Below are 16,784 nucleotides of genomic sequence, written 5' to 3'. Positions count from 1 at the left end.
AAGACAAGTTTTGAATAGAAAGAAACGATGCAGTAACGTAAGCACCGCATCGTTCTCATCCTTATTTTTGCAGTTGTGACGTGACCTTGTAGCTGATTTCGTGTGTGATGGCTTGCAATAAATCATTCGCTTCCTCTTGAGAACGTCTGAATTCCTGCACAATCGGTAAATGGTCGATTTCAGCTGTCAACGCATCGATGCCATCTTCGGTTTGCTTCACCGCTCCGAATTTTTGATAATGCTCTAAATTGACCGCTTCCTTCTGCAGTTTCTTGATGTCTCCCACTTTGGCAGCCACTTTTTGATTCGTATTAATTTTCGCTTCTGCCGCACGATAAAATTCGACAGCCTCCGTAGCTTGGAGCGCCGATTTCAACGCCTGCGCTTTGGCGATTATTTCTTCTTTTTGGTAGGTCAACGTGTGACACCTCCTTTGATCAAAGCGTAAACGGATGATCCTCGTTTATCAAAATCCGTTCAATTTTAGTAGCCTGTCCAGTCGTATCGTTAATACTAATCATACATCCCGACAAAACAGCGCGCCCAGTCTTAGGCACTTCAAAACGAGAAGGCATCGCAGTCAAGAATCGACGCAAGCTCGCCTCTTTATCCATGCCCAAAATGCCGTCATAAGGTCCAGTCATACCAACATCTGTTAAGTACGCCGTTCCCTGTGGCAAAATCCGATTATCCGACGTCTGCACGTGCGTATGCGTCCCAACAATCGCTGTCACGCGACCATCCACGTACCAGCCCATCGCTTGCTTCTCACTCGTCGTCTCCGCATGAAAATCCACGAAAATGATATTCGTTCGTTTCGAGGCTTCCTCAATTAATTCGTCCATTTTGCGGAACGGATCATCCAAATCTGACATAAAGACACGACCCTGCATATTAATTACCGCAACTTCCAACTGGTTGCTTTTTATAAAAACAAGTCCAGTACCCGGCGTCGTCTCCTCCGGGAAATTCGCAGGTCGCACCAAATATTTCGCGTTATCGATAAATTCAAAAATATCGCGATTATCCCAAGCATGATTACCAAGCGTCACCGCATTAGCACCCTGCTCTAAAAACTGTTTGTAAATCTTCTCCGTAATGCCACGTCCAGCAGCGGCGTTCTCCCCATTGATCACCGTAACAGTCGGACGATACGCTTTCTTTAGTTGCGGCAAATATTCGGTAATCATATCACGACCGATAGAACCCACAACATCCCCGATAAATAATAATTCCATATGCTAATTCCTCACTCTCTATATGTAACCTATTATACCCCGAAACGCGTCAAAATGCCCGTCCTATTTTCCGACGACATCACTTCTGCGCTCCAATAATGCCACATCTCGAAAAACACCGTCCATCTCGCCCAATTTTTCATGAATGCAAAGCGTTTTAAATCCGAATTTTCTATGTAAAGCAATACTCGCCGTATTTTCAGGGAAGATCAAGGATTGTAGCGTCCAAAAACCAGCCTCTTCGCTCTTGCTAACGATATGAGCCATAAGCGCCGTCCCAATTCCTTTTCCAGCCGTTGCCGGATCGATATAAATACTCAGTTCCGCAACCCCGCGGTAAGAAGGCATGCCGGAAAATGGCAGTAATGCAGCCCATCCAATTACAACTCCATCCTCCATCACCACAAAACGACAAACATCCAGATACTTCTGATCCCAAGCCTCAAATGTCGGCACCTCTTTTTGAAACGTCGCATTTCGTCCATCAATTCCCGTCTGATAAATACGAGCCACATCCGAATAATTCTCTTTTTTAAAATTTCTGATTTCCCATTTTTGCATGCTATCAAACTCCCATCTTAGATTACTGCATATTATAGCTTTGTTTTTCGGCATCGCGCAAGGAAATTGCTTGCCTGTATACAGCAAAACACGCAGCTTCCGATGTGGGAACTGCGTGTTTTATGTGATTACTTCGCGTACTCTACAGCACGCGTCTCACGGATAACAGTCACTTTGATATGACCAGGGTATTCGAGTTCTTCTTCAATCCGTTTCCTAATGTCTCGTGCTAAGCGGTAAGAAGCTAAATCATCGATAGAATCAGGCTCTACGATAATACGAACTTCGCGTCCAGCTTGAATGGCGTAAGATTTCTCTACACCTTCATAAGACTCGGAAATCTCTTCTAATTTCTCTAGGCGGCGAATGTAGTTCTCCAATGTTTCACTACGAGCACCGGGTCTTGCGGCTGATAGGGCATCTGCGGCTGCTACTAGGACAGCGATAACAGATGTTGCCTCTGTGTCTCCATGGTGGGAAGCGATACTATTAATAACAATATCATTTTCCTTGTATTTCGTAGCAAGTTCGACACCAATTTCGACATGACTTCCTTCAATTTCATGATCGATTGCTTTACCGATATCATGAAGGAGTCCAGCACGCTTAGCCATCGTTACATCTTCACCAAGCTCACTGGCCAAAATTCCAGCCAATTTCGCCACTTCTAACGAGTGATTCAAGACGTTTTGCCCGTAACTTGTACGGTAACGCAAGCGACCAAGAATCTTGATTAGATCTGGGTGTATTGAATGAATGCCAACTTCAAATGTTGCTTGTTCTCCAACTTCACGGATATGTTCGTCCACCTCTTTACGAGCTTTATCGACCATTTCTTCAATCCGTGCTGGGTGAATTCGTCCATCTTGTACGAGTTTCTCCAAAGCGATTCGCGCGATTTCACGACGAACAGGATCAAATCCGGAAAGGATAACTGCTTCTGGTGTATCATCAATAATTAAATCGATACCAGTGAGCGTTTCCAGTGTACGAATATTACGGCCTTCACGACCAATAATTCGTCCTTTCATCTCATCGTTCGGTAGAGTTACAACACTTACTGTCGTTTCAGCAACATGATCCGCTGCTGAGCGTTGTATTGCTAGAGAAAGAATGTTTTTCGCTTTCTTATCTGCTTCTTCCTTCGCACGAGTTTCAGATTCCTTCACCATCACTGCTGTATCGTGTGTTAGTTCCTCTTCTACTTGGCTCAAGATAACGTTCTTCGCCTCATCCTTGGTAAGGGCAGATATTCTTTCTAACTCTACTTGTTGTTTTTGAGTCATCTCTTCAACTTTGCTTTCTTTTTCTTCAATTTGTTGTTGACGTTTACTGATACTCTCCTCTTTTCTTTCAAGAGTTGCTTCCCTTTTACTTAAAGAAGTATCTTTTCTGTCGAGGTTTTCCTCCCTTTGCAATAAGCGATTTTCTGATTTTTGTAATTCCCCTCTTCGCCCACGAAGTTCATTTTCGATTTCAGTACGTAACTTATGATTCTCTTCTTTGCCTTCAAGTAATGCTTCTTTCTTCAAGGTTTCTGCTTCTTTTTTAGCGTCTTCCGTGATTAATTCAGCTGTTCCTCTAGCAGCGGCAAGTTTCCGCTCAGAGCTTGATTTATAAATTAGAGAACCAACAACCAGACCGACGATCAAGAAAAGCAAGCTGGAGATGATTGTGATTACGAGTTCCATCCTTACACCTCCTTTGCTATTCAATTCTTTTTAATGGTTATGTCGGTTGTCAGAAATATTCCTGACACGCGTGTATTTTTTCATTTTTAAATGTAAAATATACAATCTAATTCTATCTGTCAATCCATGTATTGTCAAGGAAAGCGCAAAGATGTAAACGGAATCAAAAAAATCCCTATAAAAAAAGGATTTTATAGCTTAGAAATAAAGAGAAGCCACCCAATTGGGCGGCTTCTGGATTAATCTTCATCAAGTAAATTGATTTCTTCTGGCAATGCTTCTTCTGCTAAATTAGGTTTCACATCGATTTCATATTCTTGACGCACGCGTTTTGAGATTTCATCGCGAATTTCTGGATGCTCTTTCAAGTATTGTTTCGCATTCTCGCGACCTTGGCCAATACGCTCTTCGTTATAAGAATACCATGAACCACTCTTATTGATAACGTCAATTTCAGAGGCCATATCAACGAGTTCACCTTCACGTGAAATACCGAAGCCGTACATAACGTCTACTTCAGCGACACGGAATGGTGGTGCTACTTTGTTTTTCACGACTTTGATTTTTGTTTTGTTACCGATAACGTCCGTACCTTGTTTTAGTTGTTCTGCACGTCTTACTTCTAAACGAACAGTAGAGTAGAATTTAAGGGCACGTCCACCTGGAGTTATTTCAGGGTTACCGAACATAACGCCTACTTTTTCACGAATTTGGTTGATGAAAATCGCGATTGTTTTGGATTTGTTGATTGCACCGGATAGTTTACGCAAGGCTTGGGACATAAGACGCGCTTGTAAGCCGACATGTGAATCTCCCATTTCGCCTTCGATTTCCGCACGTGGTACGAGTGCGGCTACGGAGTCAATAACTAAAATATCGACAGCGCCACTACGGACCAACGCTTCAGCAATTTCTAATGCTTGTTCCCCTGTATCTGGTTGTGATAGCAATAATTCATCAATATTAACGCCTAGATTCTTCGCATATGCTGGATCTAATGCATGCTCAGCATCGATAAATGCCGCTGTTCCGCCTTGCGCTTGTACTTCTGCAATAGCGTGTAAAGCAACGGTTGTTTTACCTGAACTCTCTGGTCCGTATACTTCGATGATTCTTCCTCGTGGATAACCACCGACTCCAAGTGCGATATCGAGAGCTAAAGAGCCACTTGATATCGTAGAAATATTATGATCTGATTGTTCCCCTAACTTCATAATGGAACCTTTACCAAATTGCTTCTCGATTTGTTTTAACGCCTGATCTAAGGCCGCTTGACGATCACTCACATTATTGCCTCCTAGTCTTTATATATATCTAATTTCATGTAAAAACATTGCATACCACACATTATTTAGCGGTTGTTTTTACTGCCTATAGATACTATACCTTATTTTTTGAAGATATACAAGTAAAAAGCGAATATTTGTTCGTATTTTTTCTGTGCGCGCTATTTTTCTCTCTACACGGTAGCATTCGCTTCCTGACTGTGCCTTTATTATAGCCGTTTTGCAAGCATTCGTCTAACCTTTTTTTACGGCTGATTGCGTTGATTTTCACCCCTTATTTCTCTTTTTTATCGGATTTCTCGTCCAAAAAAGCTTTAATCAGCGCAAAACCTTCTTTTACAGCTCGACGACGATTATAATTACGATCGCGATTGAAGGTGTAACGATAGGCTAATGTAGGATTACCAACAACGCTAAGGCCAATCCATACGGTTCCAACAGGATTTCCTTCTAGCTCTTCGGGACCTGCAACACCCGTGAAGCTGATGCCCATATCTGTTTTGCATAGTTTACGAATATTATCTGCCATTTCTATCGCGCAAGCTTGGCTGACAACGCCTTCTTTTTCAATCGTTTCCTTGGAGACGTGCAGTAATTCGTGCTTCGTTTCAGCACTATATGTTACCATGCCGCCTTTGAAGATTTTAGAGATGCCTGTTGTGCCACCGAGTTCTGCTTGAAATAAACCGGCTGTGAGGCTCTCTGCTGCCGAAATAGTCATGTTGGCTTCCATGAGTTGCTGGATGACCAAATCGACGAGTGTGACGTCTCCTGAGCCGTATATGTAAGCCCCATCTCGCTTAATGATCTCTTCTTCTGTCTCGGCAATCAACCGCAATGCTTCTTCTCTTGTTGTCGCAGAAGCAGTAAGTCGGATAACCACTTCATTTTCCCCCGCATAGGTTGCGATTGTAGGGTTTGTCTGTGTTGCAATCATATCTTTCAAATCATCTGCTAATTTCGATTCGCCAATGCCGAAAAAACGTATTATTTTAGATTCTAGTATAATTTCGCGCTCACTATTTTTTAGTAGCAGTGGTTTGGCATATTTCGTAAACATGGGTTGCATTTCTGATGGTGGGCCAGGAAGTAGGATATAGGCATGTGCCTTTTCTTCTAGGAACATGCCAGCCGCAAAGCCAAAATCATTGGATAAAACGTATGATCCCTCAATGATTTCTGCTTGGCGTTTGTTATTTTCGGACATCTTGTCTTTTCTAGCCGCAAAAAATTGCTCTATTTTTGTCAGATGCTCTTTGTCATAAATGATTCCTTTTGCCAGATATCCAGCTAGAACTTGTTTGGTAATATCGTCTTCTGTAGGTCCTAATCCACCTGAAAAAATTAAGATATCGCTGCGTTTCTCGGCAATTTCGATTACTTTTTTCAATCGTTCGGGGTTATCGCCTACGACGGTATGATGATATACATAAACGCCACATTCGGCAAGCTCTTTTGATATAAAGGCAGCATTGGAATTCACGATTTGTCCTAATAATAGTTCGGTTCCTACTGCAATAATTTCTGCACTACGCATAAAAACACGCCCTTTCTACTTTTATATATTACAACTTCTTACCTCAAAGACAAGAAAAACGACCTACCAATAGCGATAAGTCGTTTTTTGAAATTACATCGAACCTTTGAAGATATTCCGGTTTTTGTAGAAATAATCCCAGCCTGACCAAACCGTGAAGAAGGCACAAACATATAGGAAGACAAGATCGATACGAATACCGGTCCATTCGAATGGCCAGTTGTGAAGTAGTAATAGCGGAATGGCGATCATTTGTGTAAATGTCTTGATTTTTCCTAGTTGTCCAGCTGCCATGACCTCGCCACCTTCCACAAGGAGTAACCGCAAACCAGTTACTGCAAACTCGCGGCTGATAATAATAATGATAACCCAAGATGGCGCAATATGTTGTTCTACTAGAATGATAAAGGCTGCAGCGACAAGCAATTTGTCAGCTAACGGATCGGCAAATTTTCCGAAGTTGGTGATTAAGTTATACTTTCGCGCCAAATGACCGTCAAACCAGTCTGTTAATGCAGCTACAATGAAAATAATAGCCGCGATGATGTTGGATACAGGAATGGTGGAATCAAGCCAAGTCACAGTTCCAAGACCTAGTGGTGCCACACATAATACAACAAAAATTGGTATCAAAATGATGCGGGCAACCGTTATTTTATTAGGTAAATTCATCTTTTTTCATCCCCTCTTAAATTAAAGATATGTAATAACGCAGCGTGGCAATAAATGCTTATTTTCATGCTTGATGCAAGATAAGTAAGCATTTACGGCCACGCTGTCCTGAAAAATCTGTTATTCCGCGCTACTGTCTGAACTAGTGCTAGTATCAGAAGAATCGGAAGTGGTTCCAGTATCTGTACTTTCAGCTAGATTAATCGTTAATTTTTGCGTAATGGAATCTTTCGCTAATTCCGCCGCTTGATCATTGATTTTCATTGTTACTGGTGTGGCATTTCCGACTGTTATTTTGGCAGATTTACTGCTTGCCAAATCGAATGTTTTCGTCTCACCGTCTGCGATAATACCGCCAAAGATACTTGAACCTGCGTCGTCAGTTACTTGAATCCAACTTTCGCCACCGGATAAGGTGAATGTCACAGAAAGCTTGTCCGCGTTAGATACAGTGTATGTGGTTGCATTTCCAGACGTTTCGGTTTTGATCTCTGTTTTCTTTGGTTCGTCTTTTTTCTCAGTAGTTGTATCTTTTTTAGTATCTTCTTTTTTCGTTGTGGTATCTTTCTTGGAGTCGGAATCGCTCTTCGTTCCATCATCTACCTTGATTGTGGAATCCCCAGTGCTCGTATTGTTTACTTCGTTGCCTGATCCGCCAGCATTGTAGAAGGCGAAATACCAAATTACGAAGCCGATAACGACGATGAATAGGGCAATCAGAATTTTTGGAACGAGTCCGAATACGGAATGTGTTGTATGCGGGTTATCGTTGCCTGGTTGGCTTGCGGCCAGTGGGGCACGACGTTGCTGTGCACGTGTTATTTGCTCGTTTACAACAGCTTCTTGACTCGTAGCTGGAACTTCATTTTCAAATTCTTGGAAGAGTTCTTGGCTGTTTAAATCAACGGCCTCTGCATACTGCTTAATGAACGCGCGTGCATAGAATTTACCTGGCATTACAGCATAGTTGCCTTCTTCAATTGCGACAAGATAGCGCTTTTGAATCTTTGTTATTTGTTGTAGATCATCAAGACTGAGACCTTTTGTTCGCCTTGCATTTTTGAGTTTCTCACCTAGTTCGGTCAATTTTAAACACCTACCATTACATAAAATCTTTTTCTTACCTCATAAACCAGCCACCATCAAGACGCATCGTTTGTCCAGTCATATAACTTGCGCGATCACTTGCTAAAAAGGCGACCACTTCCCCAACCTCACTCGGTTTTGCAAATCGGTGCATTGGAATATCCGTTAATAACGCTGTCTTCTCTTCCTCGTCAAAAAGGTGATTCATTTTTGTATCTACCATTCCTGGAGATACTACATTGACAGTCGTGCCTGATGCGGCTATCTCCTGAGCTAGCGCTTTACAAAAAGCAATCTGCGCCCCTTTTACAGCCGAATAAGCCACTTCCATCGCAGCCCCAACTTCTCCCCAGATAGAACTAATAAAAATAATTCGTCCAGCGTCACTTCGTTGCAACTTCGGAATCCATTTCTGTAATAATTGCATCGGAAAATGAACATGGATATCCCATAAATTCGCTATTTCCTGATCAGGCATGTCTTGAAATAAGCCGTAATAGCTATTCCCAGCAGCATGAACAAATACATCTAATTGAAAAACGGAATCTTGCAACCGTGATATAGCATCAGAATTAGTAAAATCAGCTTGAATCGGGATAACATCTACGCCAAAAAGAACTAACTCCTCTTGTAGCAGCGCAATCGCCTTCTCGTTACGATTATAGTGTAAATATAGGTGAAAACCTTGTTTTGCAAGTGCAATCGCGATTTCTCTTCCTATGTCTCCACTCGCACCAGTAATGAGCGCGTATTTCGTATCTTCTCTCAAAGCCGATTATTCCCTTCTATCCATTTCTTTCATCATAGCATGACTCGCTCCAAAATACCATTTTTTTTACTAAGTTAAAGAAATCTTAAAGAATCTCCGCGCGGAGGTTTAGTGGGAAATCATGTGAAGCAGTTTATCAGGAGTTCAGCTACCTGACTTTACTCCGGCACAATTTGGAACGTCGTGATGCGATCCGCCACATAAATTCGTTTCAAGAAGGTTTCTACATCCGCGACCGTAACGGCTTCAATGGCAGGTAAGATATCGAATAGAGATGCTTCTTCAAAAATATATTGTGAGAATTGGTTCGCGATAAATTCAGGTGAATTCAATGAGCGCAGGAATTGGCCCATTTTTTTGCGTTTTAATAACTCCAAATCGGCTTCTTTAAATCCGGTTTTTAGTGCTTTTTCGAAGGTTTCTTTAATTTTGCGTTCTTGTAAATCTGGGTCTTTTGCATCGCCACCGACGAGAACAAATGAGAAGCTGTCTTGTAAACTATAATCAAATCCGAACGTGTCGTCAATAATACCTTGGTCGTATAATTCCAAATAGGCGTCTGATGTTGTACCAAACATTAATTCCAGCAAGATATCGGCGGTCATTTCGTGTTGTACGGCTTCTTTACCGCGCAATAACCCAATGTCCTCTTTCACTGCTACGAGATTCTTCGCAATTTGAACGGGGAATTTTAATGTTTTTTTAGCAACAGCAACGGATTTCGGTTCCTCTGGGAAATGGCGCTTCACCGGTTTTGCAGGTGCGAACGTCTTTTTCGCTTGGTTGTTGCGAACTTGCTCAATCGCTTGCTCGGGGTCTACGTTACCAACGATGAACAGAATCATGTTACTTGGATGGTAGAACGTGTTGTAGCAAAGATATAGCAGGTCTTTGTCGATTTCTGCAATCGATTCGACGGTACCTGCGATATCAATTTTCACTGGATGGTGATGGTACATGTTTTCAATCGCTCCGAAATAAACGCGAAAATCAGCGTCATCATCGTACATCTGGATTTCTTGCCCGATAATGCCTTTTTCTTTTTCAACGGTTTCTTCTGTAAAATAAGGTTCTTGCACGAAATCGACAAGCGTTTCTAGGTTCTCTTCCACATTCGATGTGCTTGAGAATAGGTACGCCGTCCGTGTGAATGACGTGAAAGCGTTCGTAAAGGCGCCTTTTTCACCGAATTTGAAGAACACATCACCATCTTCTTTTTCGAAAAGTTTATGTTCTAAGAAATGCGCGATGCCGTCTGGAACGCGGGTGAATGCTTCTTGGCCTAGTGGCACGAATTCATTGTCAATCGAACCATAATTCGTCGTGAAAATCGCGAAAGTCTTGCTAAAACCGTGTTTTGGCAGAACGTATACTTGCAAACCATTATCTAGCGTTTCATAATAAACGGCTTCTTTTAATTGATCGTAGCTTTTTTTATTCATTTGAATCGGCTCCTTTGCTTAGGAAATAGATCGTGTCGAGTTCAAACGATTCTGCGGCAGCAACTACTTCTTCTTTTGTGACCTCGGAAATGCGTTTTAACCAGTTTGTTAAGCCAAGGTCCGCTTTTTTCAGGGTATTATTATAGGTCAGTTCAATCAGACCTTGCGCCTGGTCATTCGCTTCTAGCAGTTGATTCGACAGCATCGCTTTGGTTTGAGATAGCTCTTCTTCCGTAAAATCACCGGCTTGCATCGCTGCGACCTGTTCTTTAATGATTGTCAGCGCTTGATCATAATTCTTCTCATCGATACCTGCAGAAATCAGCATGAAACCGTGGAACGAGTCGATTCGGCTACTCGCGTAATACGCCAAACTCGCTTTTTCGCGGACGTTAATAAAAATTTTCGAGTTAGCAAAACCGCCGAGTAAACCATTGGCAAGCTGTAATGGCACATAGGCATCTTCGCCAAACAAAATATTCGTGCGATATCCAAGGACAAGTTTTCCTTGATTGATCGGTTGATTTTCTTTCACGGTGTTGACGCTTTGAGGGTGAATCGGCGCTATAACGTCCAAATCACGGTACTCCCGGTTCGCAAAAGGGAGCCCTTTAACAAGCGGAATAACGTCCTCTTTCTGCACATCGCCACAAATGAATAAATCAATTGTATCTTCGGCTAAAAATTGTTGATAATAATCATATAAATCGGCACTTGTGATATTCGGAATGTCTTCCAATACGCCAGCCGCGCCGTATTTATAATTCTCATCGGCGAACATGATCTCGGTTAAGCGTTTGTTTGCATACCGAATTTTATCATCATACACACTTTCCAAGCGTTGCGCCAAATTCTCTTTTTCACGGGCAACGGTTGCATCATGGAAGCTACCATCTGTCACATTAGGATTGAAAATAATCTCTTGAAGCAGTGTGAAAGCCTCATGAAGTAACGTATCCCCGTTAGGCACGAATTGTCCGTCAACCATGTCAAGAACAGCCGTAATAATGTGCTCGTTTCCTTTTTTATCTACGGATGCATAAAAATTAGCCCCATACAAGCTCGCTAATTCTTTACGGAACGCCGTTTGTGTCGGATATTTCTTCGTATTTGTCTCAATTAACGCGGCGATTAATGCGCGCTTCGTTGTCGTAGCACGATCGAGTGGTGCTCTGAATTTAAATACAATTTTATTGGATTTATATTTGTCAGAAGGAATAAGCGTTAACTGAATGGCGCCAACTTGTTCTTTATATTCCTGTTTTTGAGTTGTCATTAAAAAATCCCTCCTTATTTGGCTAAGCACTGTTTATTGTACCTTATTATTCCTCGCTAAACAAATGCTATCGACTGAAAAACACCCAATTTCGCGAATACTGGCGAAATTGGGTGCAACTTGTTATTTTCCTTTGATATAGTTCACGCCATCTGCTTTAGGTGCTTCGGATTTACCGATAAGACCCACAAGAGCAAGAATCGTTAAGACGTAAGGCGCGACTTGCAAGTAGACGTCTGGAATGCCACTGAAGAATGGCAGTTGTCCACTGATGATGCTCAGACACTGCGCAAATCCGAAGAAAATCGCGGCTCCCATAGCACCAAGCGGGTTCCATTTACCAAAAATCATCGCAGCTAAGGCCATATAACCTTGCCCAGAAATCGTCGCATGACCGAAATCAAGCGTAAAGGATTGGGCATAAACCGCGCCACCGAGTCCGCCTAGAATACCGGAAATGATGACACCTTGGTATCTCATCCAACGAACTTTGATTCCCATTGTGTCTGCTGCTAGTGGATGTTCCCCAACAGAGCGAAGACGCAAGCCAAATCTTGTTTTATAGATGACGAACCAGGATATAATCGCCACTACAATCGCGACGTAACTCATGACTGGGACGTTTTTGAAGAAAATATCGCCAATCACTGGAATATCTTTTAGAACTGGAATATCTGGTTTTCCGAAGTAATGCTTAATTTGATCGGTTTGTCCTTTATCGTAAATAACTTTGACAAGGAACAAGGAAATACCGAGTGCTAAAAAGTTAATCGCGACACCACTGATAACGTGATCGGCGCGGAAATTAATCGTTGCAACGGCATGTACGAGCGAGAAAACACCGCCGACAAACATCCCTGCTAAAAGTGCAACCCATGGCGTCCAGTCGCCGAAAACATCGGCAAACGTTAAGTTAAAGACGATCGATGAAAAGGCACCCATAATCATCATACCTTCGAGACCGATATTGACAACACCGCCTCGTTCCGAGAAAACGCCACCGAGCGCTGTGAAAATGAGTGGTCCAGCCATCAATAATGTACTAGAGACAATAATCGCTAAAGTCGAAATCATTTTGTTTTCGCCCCCTTCGCAAATTTATCCATTGCCCAGCGGATGATATAACTGGATGCAACGAAGAAGATAATAAGCGCGATAACCACGTTTACTAGCTCATTTGGAACTCCAGCGACAGCAGGCATGTTTAGAGATCCTACTTTTAGCGCTCCGAATAGAATGGCGGAGAAGATAATACCAATTGGTGAGTTACCGCCGAGTAAAGCAACGGCAATACCGTCAAATCCAGTACCAGGAGATGTTGGTAAGACATAAGCTGTACCGTAGTTTCCAAGGCCTTCCATCGCGCCCGCAAGTCCAGCGAGTCCACCTGCGATAATCATCGAGATGACAATTGTTTTCGCGACGCTCATCCCAGCATATTTAGAGGCATTTTGGTTGAACCCGACTGATTTCAGTTCATAACCAAATGTTGTTTTATTGATAACTAGCCACATGATAAGTGCGCAACCAACCGCAATCAAGATTCCCCAGTGAAGTGACGAGTATTGTGTCATTTCTTGTAAGAATGGTGATTGAAGCGAAGCGGATGCAGGAACTTCTTTTGTTTTGTCCATTTGTTTTGTAAGGACATTTTGCACGATGTAGTTGAAAATATAAAGCGCCGTGTAGTTTAACATGATTGTTACGATAACTTCATTCACTTTTAGCGTGGCTTTTAGAATCCCTGGAATGAACGCCCAGAAAGCACCACAGATGATACCTGCCAAAAGAGCAAGCGGTAAGTGAATCCATTTATCTAAGCCGTCAAACGTTAAACCTACTGCAACGGCACCGATCCAACCCATTAAAAGTTGACCTTCTGCACCGATATTGAAAAGTCCAGCTTTGAAAGCGATGGCGATCGATAGACCAACTAAGATATAAGGCGTTGCTTGACGGATCGTTTCTCCGAGGTAGAAGGAATCGCCGAACGCGCCTTGGAAAAGCGCAATGTAAGCGTCGATTGGATTATATCCGAATAATAACATGATAAGGGCACCGAATAGCAAACCGAGAATAACAGCTGTAATCGGGATGACAAGGGCTTGTATTTTCTTAGACATGTGTTTTCTCCCCCGTTTCCGCTTTTGCTGATCCGGCCATAAGAAGACCGAGTTCTTGCTCTGTCGTTTCTTCAGGTTTCACGATAGCTACGATTTTTCCTTCATAAATGACGGCAATGCGATCACTTACATTCATAATTTCGTCGAGCTCAAAGGACATTAGTAAAATAGCTTTTCCTTCATCACGCTGCTCGATAAGGCGTCTATGAATAAATTCAATCGCTCCAACGTCAAGTCCACGTGTTGGTTGTGCTGCAATGAGGAAATCAGGATCTCGACTAATTTCACGGGCGATAATCGCTTTTTGTTGATTCCCACCGGAAAGTGCTTTAGCCGCAACGTATTCGCTACTTGTTCGAACGTCGTATTCCTCGATAAGCTTGCGAGCGAAGTCATACATTTCTTTATGGTTGAGGAAACCTTTGCTCGAAATTGGTTTTTTGTAATAGGTTTGTAAGGCGATATTTTCACCGAGTGACATTTCTAGAACAAGACCGTGTTTATGGCGATCTTCTGGAATGTGACCGAGGCCTGATTCTGTGATGCGACGCGGTTTCTTGTTTTCGATATGTTCGCCTTTTAGTAGAATCGAGCCACTTGTTGTTTTTGTTAGTCCAGAAATGGCTTGGATAAGTTCACTTTGACCGTTGCCATCTACACCAGCAATACCAACGATTTCGCCGGCGCGCACCGTGAGATTTAGACCGCGGACGCTTTCCACGCCACGACTTTCTTTCACGACAAGATCTTTCACTTCAAGCACATCCTGGCCAGGAGTAGCGGGCGTTTTCTCGGTTGTAAAGACGACTTCACGACCAACCATCAGATTTGCCAGCGCTTGCGGACTCGTTTCAGGAACATTGACAGTCCCCATTCCTTTACCACGGCGAATAACAGTGACGCGATCACAGACATCCATGATTTCTTTTAGTTTATGTGTGATCAGAATAATCGACTTACCCTCCTTGATAAGCGTACGCATAATCGAGATAAGTTCTTTAATTTCTTGCGGTGTCAAAACAGCGGTCGGCTCATCAAAAATCAGAATATCCGCCCCACGATATAACGTTTTTAATATTTCAACACGTTGTTGCATACCAATCGAGATATCACTTATTTTAGCATTTGGATCTACTTTCAAGCCGTAACGATCTGAGATAGCTCGAATTTCTTCGATGGCTTTCTTCTTTTCGATAACACCAAACTTGCTTGGCTCTTTTCCTAGAATAATATTTTCGGCTACAGTAAATTTATCGACAAGCATAAAATGTTGATGCACCATGCCGATTCCGAGGTCATTGGCTTTGTTGGGGCTGTTAATTGCCTCCACGTTTCCATTGACACGAATTTCGCCACCATCTGGTTCATAAAGTCCGAACAAAACATTCATCAGTGTTGATTTCCCAGCACCATTCTCACCTAGCAGCGCGTGAATTTCGCCACGCTTTAGCTGTAAGGTAATGTTATCGTTTGCTACAAACCCAGAAAACTCCTTTCTGATCCCTAACATTTCAATAACATAATCCACTGTCTCACTCCCTTTATAATAGCTAATATCCACTTTTTTACGTGAATGGATTGATTTCTTTTTTGATGTAAACCGTTTTACAAGACGGAGAATCGTATGTAAAAAAGGTCACTCTTTTTCGTGAATAAAGCGAAATATGTAGTCTTCCAAAAAAGTCATCACCTTATTCTATTTCTAAATGCGAAACATTGCAATTCCTTTTTTACAAAAAAGCGTCAAAATAGCCGATATTTTATAAAAATATGCTTTTTGACCTAAGATTAGTGAATATAATCCAACGTTTTATAGGTTTAAACGCTTACAATGCGAACGAAAAATAAAAAGGTTCTAGAAATATTAATAAAAGCCGGTTCGAGACCGGCTTTTATCCATCGAGTTACGTATCAAGGTTTTTCTGGAACTTTAATGTCACCATCGATGATTTTTTGTTTGTACTCGTCTACTTTAGCAAGTACTTCTTTTGATAGGTTATCTTGGCTTGGAGAAAGACCTACAGCGTTTTTATCAAGACCGTATTCGATCTTCGTACCGCCTGGGAAGTCTCCTGCTTTTGTGCGTGTTGCTAAATCGTCAACTGCGATATCTACGCGTTTGATTTCAGATGTTAACGTTACGTTATATTCTTTGCCATCATTTGCTGTGACAGCACCTTCGTCCCATTGGTCACGGTCAACGCCGATTACCCATACAGCACGGGCTGGATCTTTTTTCTTCAAGTTTTTAGCTTCCGCGAACACACCATTACCTGTTGCACCAGCTGCGTGGAAAATGATATCTACGCCACCGTTATACATACCAGCTGCAATTTGTTGTCCTTTGTCTGCTTTTGCGAAATCGTTTGCGTATTGTACTTTTACTTCTGCTTTCGGGTTCACGGCTTTAACGCCTTCTGTGAATCCAGCTTCAAAGCGATCGATAACGGCACCTTTAACGCCACCAACGAATCCGACTTTGTTAGTTTTTGTCGTTAAACCAGCAACAACACCAACTAGGAATGAACCGTCTTGGTCCGCAAATCCGATACTTACAACATTGTCGCGATCTGTAATCGTGTCATCAACAAGTGCAAATTTGTTTTTTGGTTTTTGCTTAGAGACATCTTCAATAGCGTCTTTTAGTTTGTAACCAATTCCGTAGATAAGATCATAGTTACTACGAACGGCTGTGTTTAGGTTTGTTTTGAAATCCGCTTCTGATGCAGACTGTAAATAGTTATAGCCGTCTGTTCCTTTTTCAAGGCCATTAGCTTTACCAAACTTTTGTAAACCTTCCCATGCTGATTGGTTAAATGAACGGTCATCTACCCCACCAGTATCTGTTACCATTGCTACAGTAAAATTATCCTTGTCGCCACTACTCTTCTTGCTGTCATCTGATGATCCACATGCACCAAGCACAACGCCTGTTGCTAAAATCATGGATAGTGCTAAAGCAAATGTACGCTTTTTCACCTTAAAACCCCTCCCGAGAGATAAAATAGTAGTTATTAGCATCCCAAGTACGAACGATTAGAAAATATGTATGGTTTAAGTTCCCCTTTTGCTGAATCTAACGGCGTTCCTTGAAAACGGATAC

At 42.2% G+C, this 16,784-nt stretch carries 15 protein-coding genes; all 15 read right to left on the bottom strand.

The window, feature by feature from the left end:
- Positions 1-61: 61 nt before the first annotated feature.
- Positions 62-418 (bottom strand): YlbF/YmcA family competence regulator, encoded by a 357-nt coding sequence (locus tag EP58_RS12990; RefSeq protein ID WP_036094044.1) that lies wholly within the window; start codon positions 416-418, stop codon positions 62-64.
- A 19-nt stretch (positions 419-437) separates the two neighbouring features.
- Positions 438-1,238 carry a TIGR00282 family metallophosphoesterase gene (locus EP58_RS12985; protein ID WP_036094042.1) on the bottom strand — a complete coding sequence of 267 codons (801 nt, stop codon included), beginning with the start codon at positions 1,236-1,238 and terminating at the stop codon, positions 438-440.
- Positions 1,239-1,301: 63 nt separating this feature from the next.
- A complete protein-coding gene (locus EP58_RS12980) occupies positions 1,302-1,799 on the bottom strand; it encodes a GNAT family N-acetyltransferase (protein ID WP_036094041.1) in 498 nt (165 codons plus the stop codon).
- A 128-nt stretch (positions 1,800-1,927) separates the two neighbouring features.
- Positions 1,928-3,490 carry a ribonuclease Y gene (rny, locus tag EP58_RS12975; protein WP_036094039.1) on the bottom strand — a complete coding sequence of 521 codons (1,563 nt, stop codon included), beginning with the start codon at positions 3,488-3,490 and terminating at the stop codon, positions 1,928-1,930.
- 239 nt (positions 3,491-3,729) lie between these two features.
- Positions 3,730-4,776: a recombinase RecA gene (gene recA / locus EP58_RS12970; RefSeq protein WP_036094037.1), complete on the bottom strand. Its 1,047-nt coding sequence runs from the start codon at positions 4,774-4,776 to the stop codon at positions 3,730-3,732.
- A 274-nt stretch (positions 4,777-5,050) separates the two neighbouring features.
- The gene (locus EP58_RS12965; protein WP_036094036.1) at positions 5,051-6,313 is read right to left on the bottom strand and encodes a competence/damage-inducible protein A; all 1,263 of its coding nucleotides are present in this window, start codon (positions 6,311-6,313) and stop codon (positions 5,051-5,053) included.
- Positions 6,314-6,406: 93 nt separating this feature from the next.
- Positions 6,407-6,985 carry a CDP-diacylglycerol--glycerol-3-phosphate 3-phosphatidyltransferase gene (gene pgsA, locus EP58_RS12960; protein ID WP_036094033.1) on the bottom strand — a complete coding sequence of 193 codons (579 nt, stop codon included), beginning with the start codon at positions 6,983-6,985 and terminating at the stop codon, positions 6,407-6,409.
- 120 nt (positions 6,986-7,105) lie between these two features.
- The gene (locus tag EP58_RS12955) at positions 7,106-8,071 is read right to left on the bottom strand and encodes a helix-turn-helix domain-containing protein (RefSeq protein ID WP_036094030.1); all 966 of its coding nucleotides are present in this window, start codon (positions 8,069-8,071) and stop codon (positions 7,106-7,108) included.
- A gap of 34 nt (positions 8,072-8,105) precedes the next feature.
- Complete coding sequence (gene ymfI / locus EP58_RS12950) at positions 8,106-8,840, bottom strand: elongation factor P 5-aminopentanone reductase (protein WP_036094028.1); 735 nt, start codon at positions 8,838-8,840, stop codon at positions 8,106-8,108.
- A gap of 158 nt (positions 8,841-8,998) precedes the next feature.
- Positions 8,999-10,282 carry an EF-P 5-aminopentanol modification-associated protein YfmH gene (yfmH, locus tag EP58_RS12945; RefSeq protein WP_036094027.1) on the bottom strand — a complete coding sequence of 428 codons (1,284 nt, stop codon included), beginning with the start codon at positions 10,280-10,282 and terminating at the stop codon, positions 8,999-9,001.
- Positions 10,275-11,558 carry an EF-P 5-aminopentanol modification-associated protein YfmF gene (yfmF, locus tag EP58_RS12940; protein ID WP_036094026.1) on the bottom strand — a complete coding sequence of 428 codons (1,284 nt, stop codon included), beginning with the start codon at positions 11,556-11,558 and terminating at the stop codon, positions 10,275-10,277. The genes yfmH and yfmF overlap by 8 nt, the downstream gene beginning before the upstream one ends.
- Positions 11,559-11,681: 123 nt before the next feature.
- Positions 11,682-12,632, bottom strand: coding sequence for an ABC transporter permease (locus tag EP58_RS12935; protein WP_036094025.1), 951 nt, complete (start codon positions 12,630-12,632; stop codon positions 11,682-11,684).
- Positions 12,629-13,681, bottom strand: a complete 1,053-nt coding sequence (locus tag EP58_RS12930) for an ABC transporter permease (RefSeq protein WP_036094024.1) — start codon at positions 13,679-13,681, stop codon at positions 12,629-12,631. Before EP58_RS12930 ends, EP58_RS12935 begins: the two co-directional genes overlap by 4 nt.
- A complete protein-coding gene (locus tag EP58_RS12925; RefSeq protein WP_036094021.1) occupies positions 13,674-15,209 on the bottom strand; it encodes an ABC transporter ATP-binding protein in 1,536 nt (511 codons plus the stop codon). Before EP58_RS12925 ends, EP58_RS12930 begins: the two co-directional genes overlap by 8 nt.
- Positions 15,210-15,592: 383 nt before the next feature.
- The gene (locus EP58_RS12920) at positions 15,593-16,660 is read right to left on the bottom strand and encodes a BMP family lipoprotein (protein ID WP_036094019.1); all 1,068 of its coding nucleotides are present in this window, start codon (positions 16,658-16,660) and stop codon (positions 15,593-15,595) included.
- Between the last annotated feature and the right edge of the window lie 124 nt (positions 16,661-16,784).

The organism is Paenilisteria newyorkensis (assembly GCF_000766145.1).
GTDB classification, from domain to species: Bacteria; Bacillota; Bacilli; order Lactobacillales; family Listeriaceae; genus Listeria_A; species Listeria_A newyorkensis.
The sequence above is the reverse complement of the archived record's forward strand: the minus strand, read 5'-3'. Positions and strand labels throughout refer to the sequence as shown.

Bases quoted from the DNA above. Each gene is read 5' to 3' on its own strand.
- EP58_RS12935 (WP_036094025.1), bottom strand. From the start codon at position 12,632: ATGATTTCGACTTTAGCGATTATTGTCTCTAGTACATTATTGATGGCT.
- EP58_RS12965 (WP_036094036.1), bottom strand. From the start codon at position 6,313: ATGCGTAGTGCAGAAATTATTGCAGTAGGAACCGAACTATTATTAGGA.
- rny (WP_036094039.1), bottom strand. From the start codon at position 3,490: ATGGAACTCGTAATCACAATCATCTCCAGCTTGCTTTTCTTGATCGTC.
- EP58_RS12930 (WP_036094024.1), bottom strand. From the start codon at position 13,681: ATGTCTAAGAAAATACAAGCCCTTGTCATCCCGATTACAGCTGTTATT.
- yfmH (WP_036094027.1), bottom strand. From the start codon at position 10,282: ATGAATAAAAAAAGCTACGATCAATTAAAAGAAGCCGTTTATTATGAA.
- yfmF (WP_036094026.1), bottom strand. From the start codon at position 11,558: ATGACAACTCAAAAACAGGAATATAAAGAACAAGTTGGCGCCATTCAG.
- pgsA (WP_036094033.1), bottom strand. From the start codon at position 6,985: ATGAATTTACCTAATAAAATAACGGTTGCCCGCATCATTTTGATACCA.
- EP58_RS12980 (WP_036094041.1), bottom strand. From the start codon at position 1,799: ATGCAAAAATGGGAAATCAGAAATTTTAAAAAAGAGAATTATTCGGAT.
- EP58_RS12985 (WP_036094042.1), bottom strand. From the start codon at position 1,238: ATGGAATTATTATTTATCGGGGATGTTGTGGGTTCTATCGGTCGTGAT.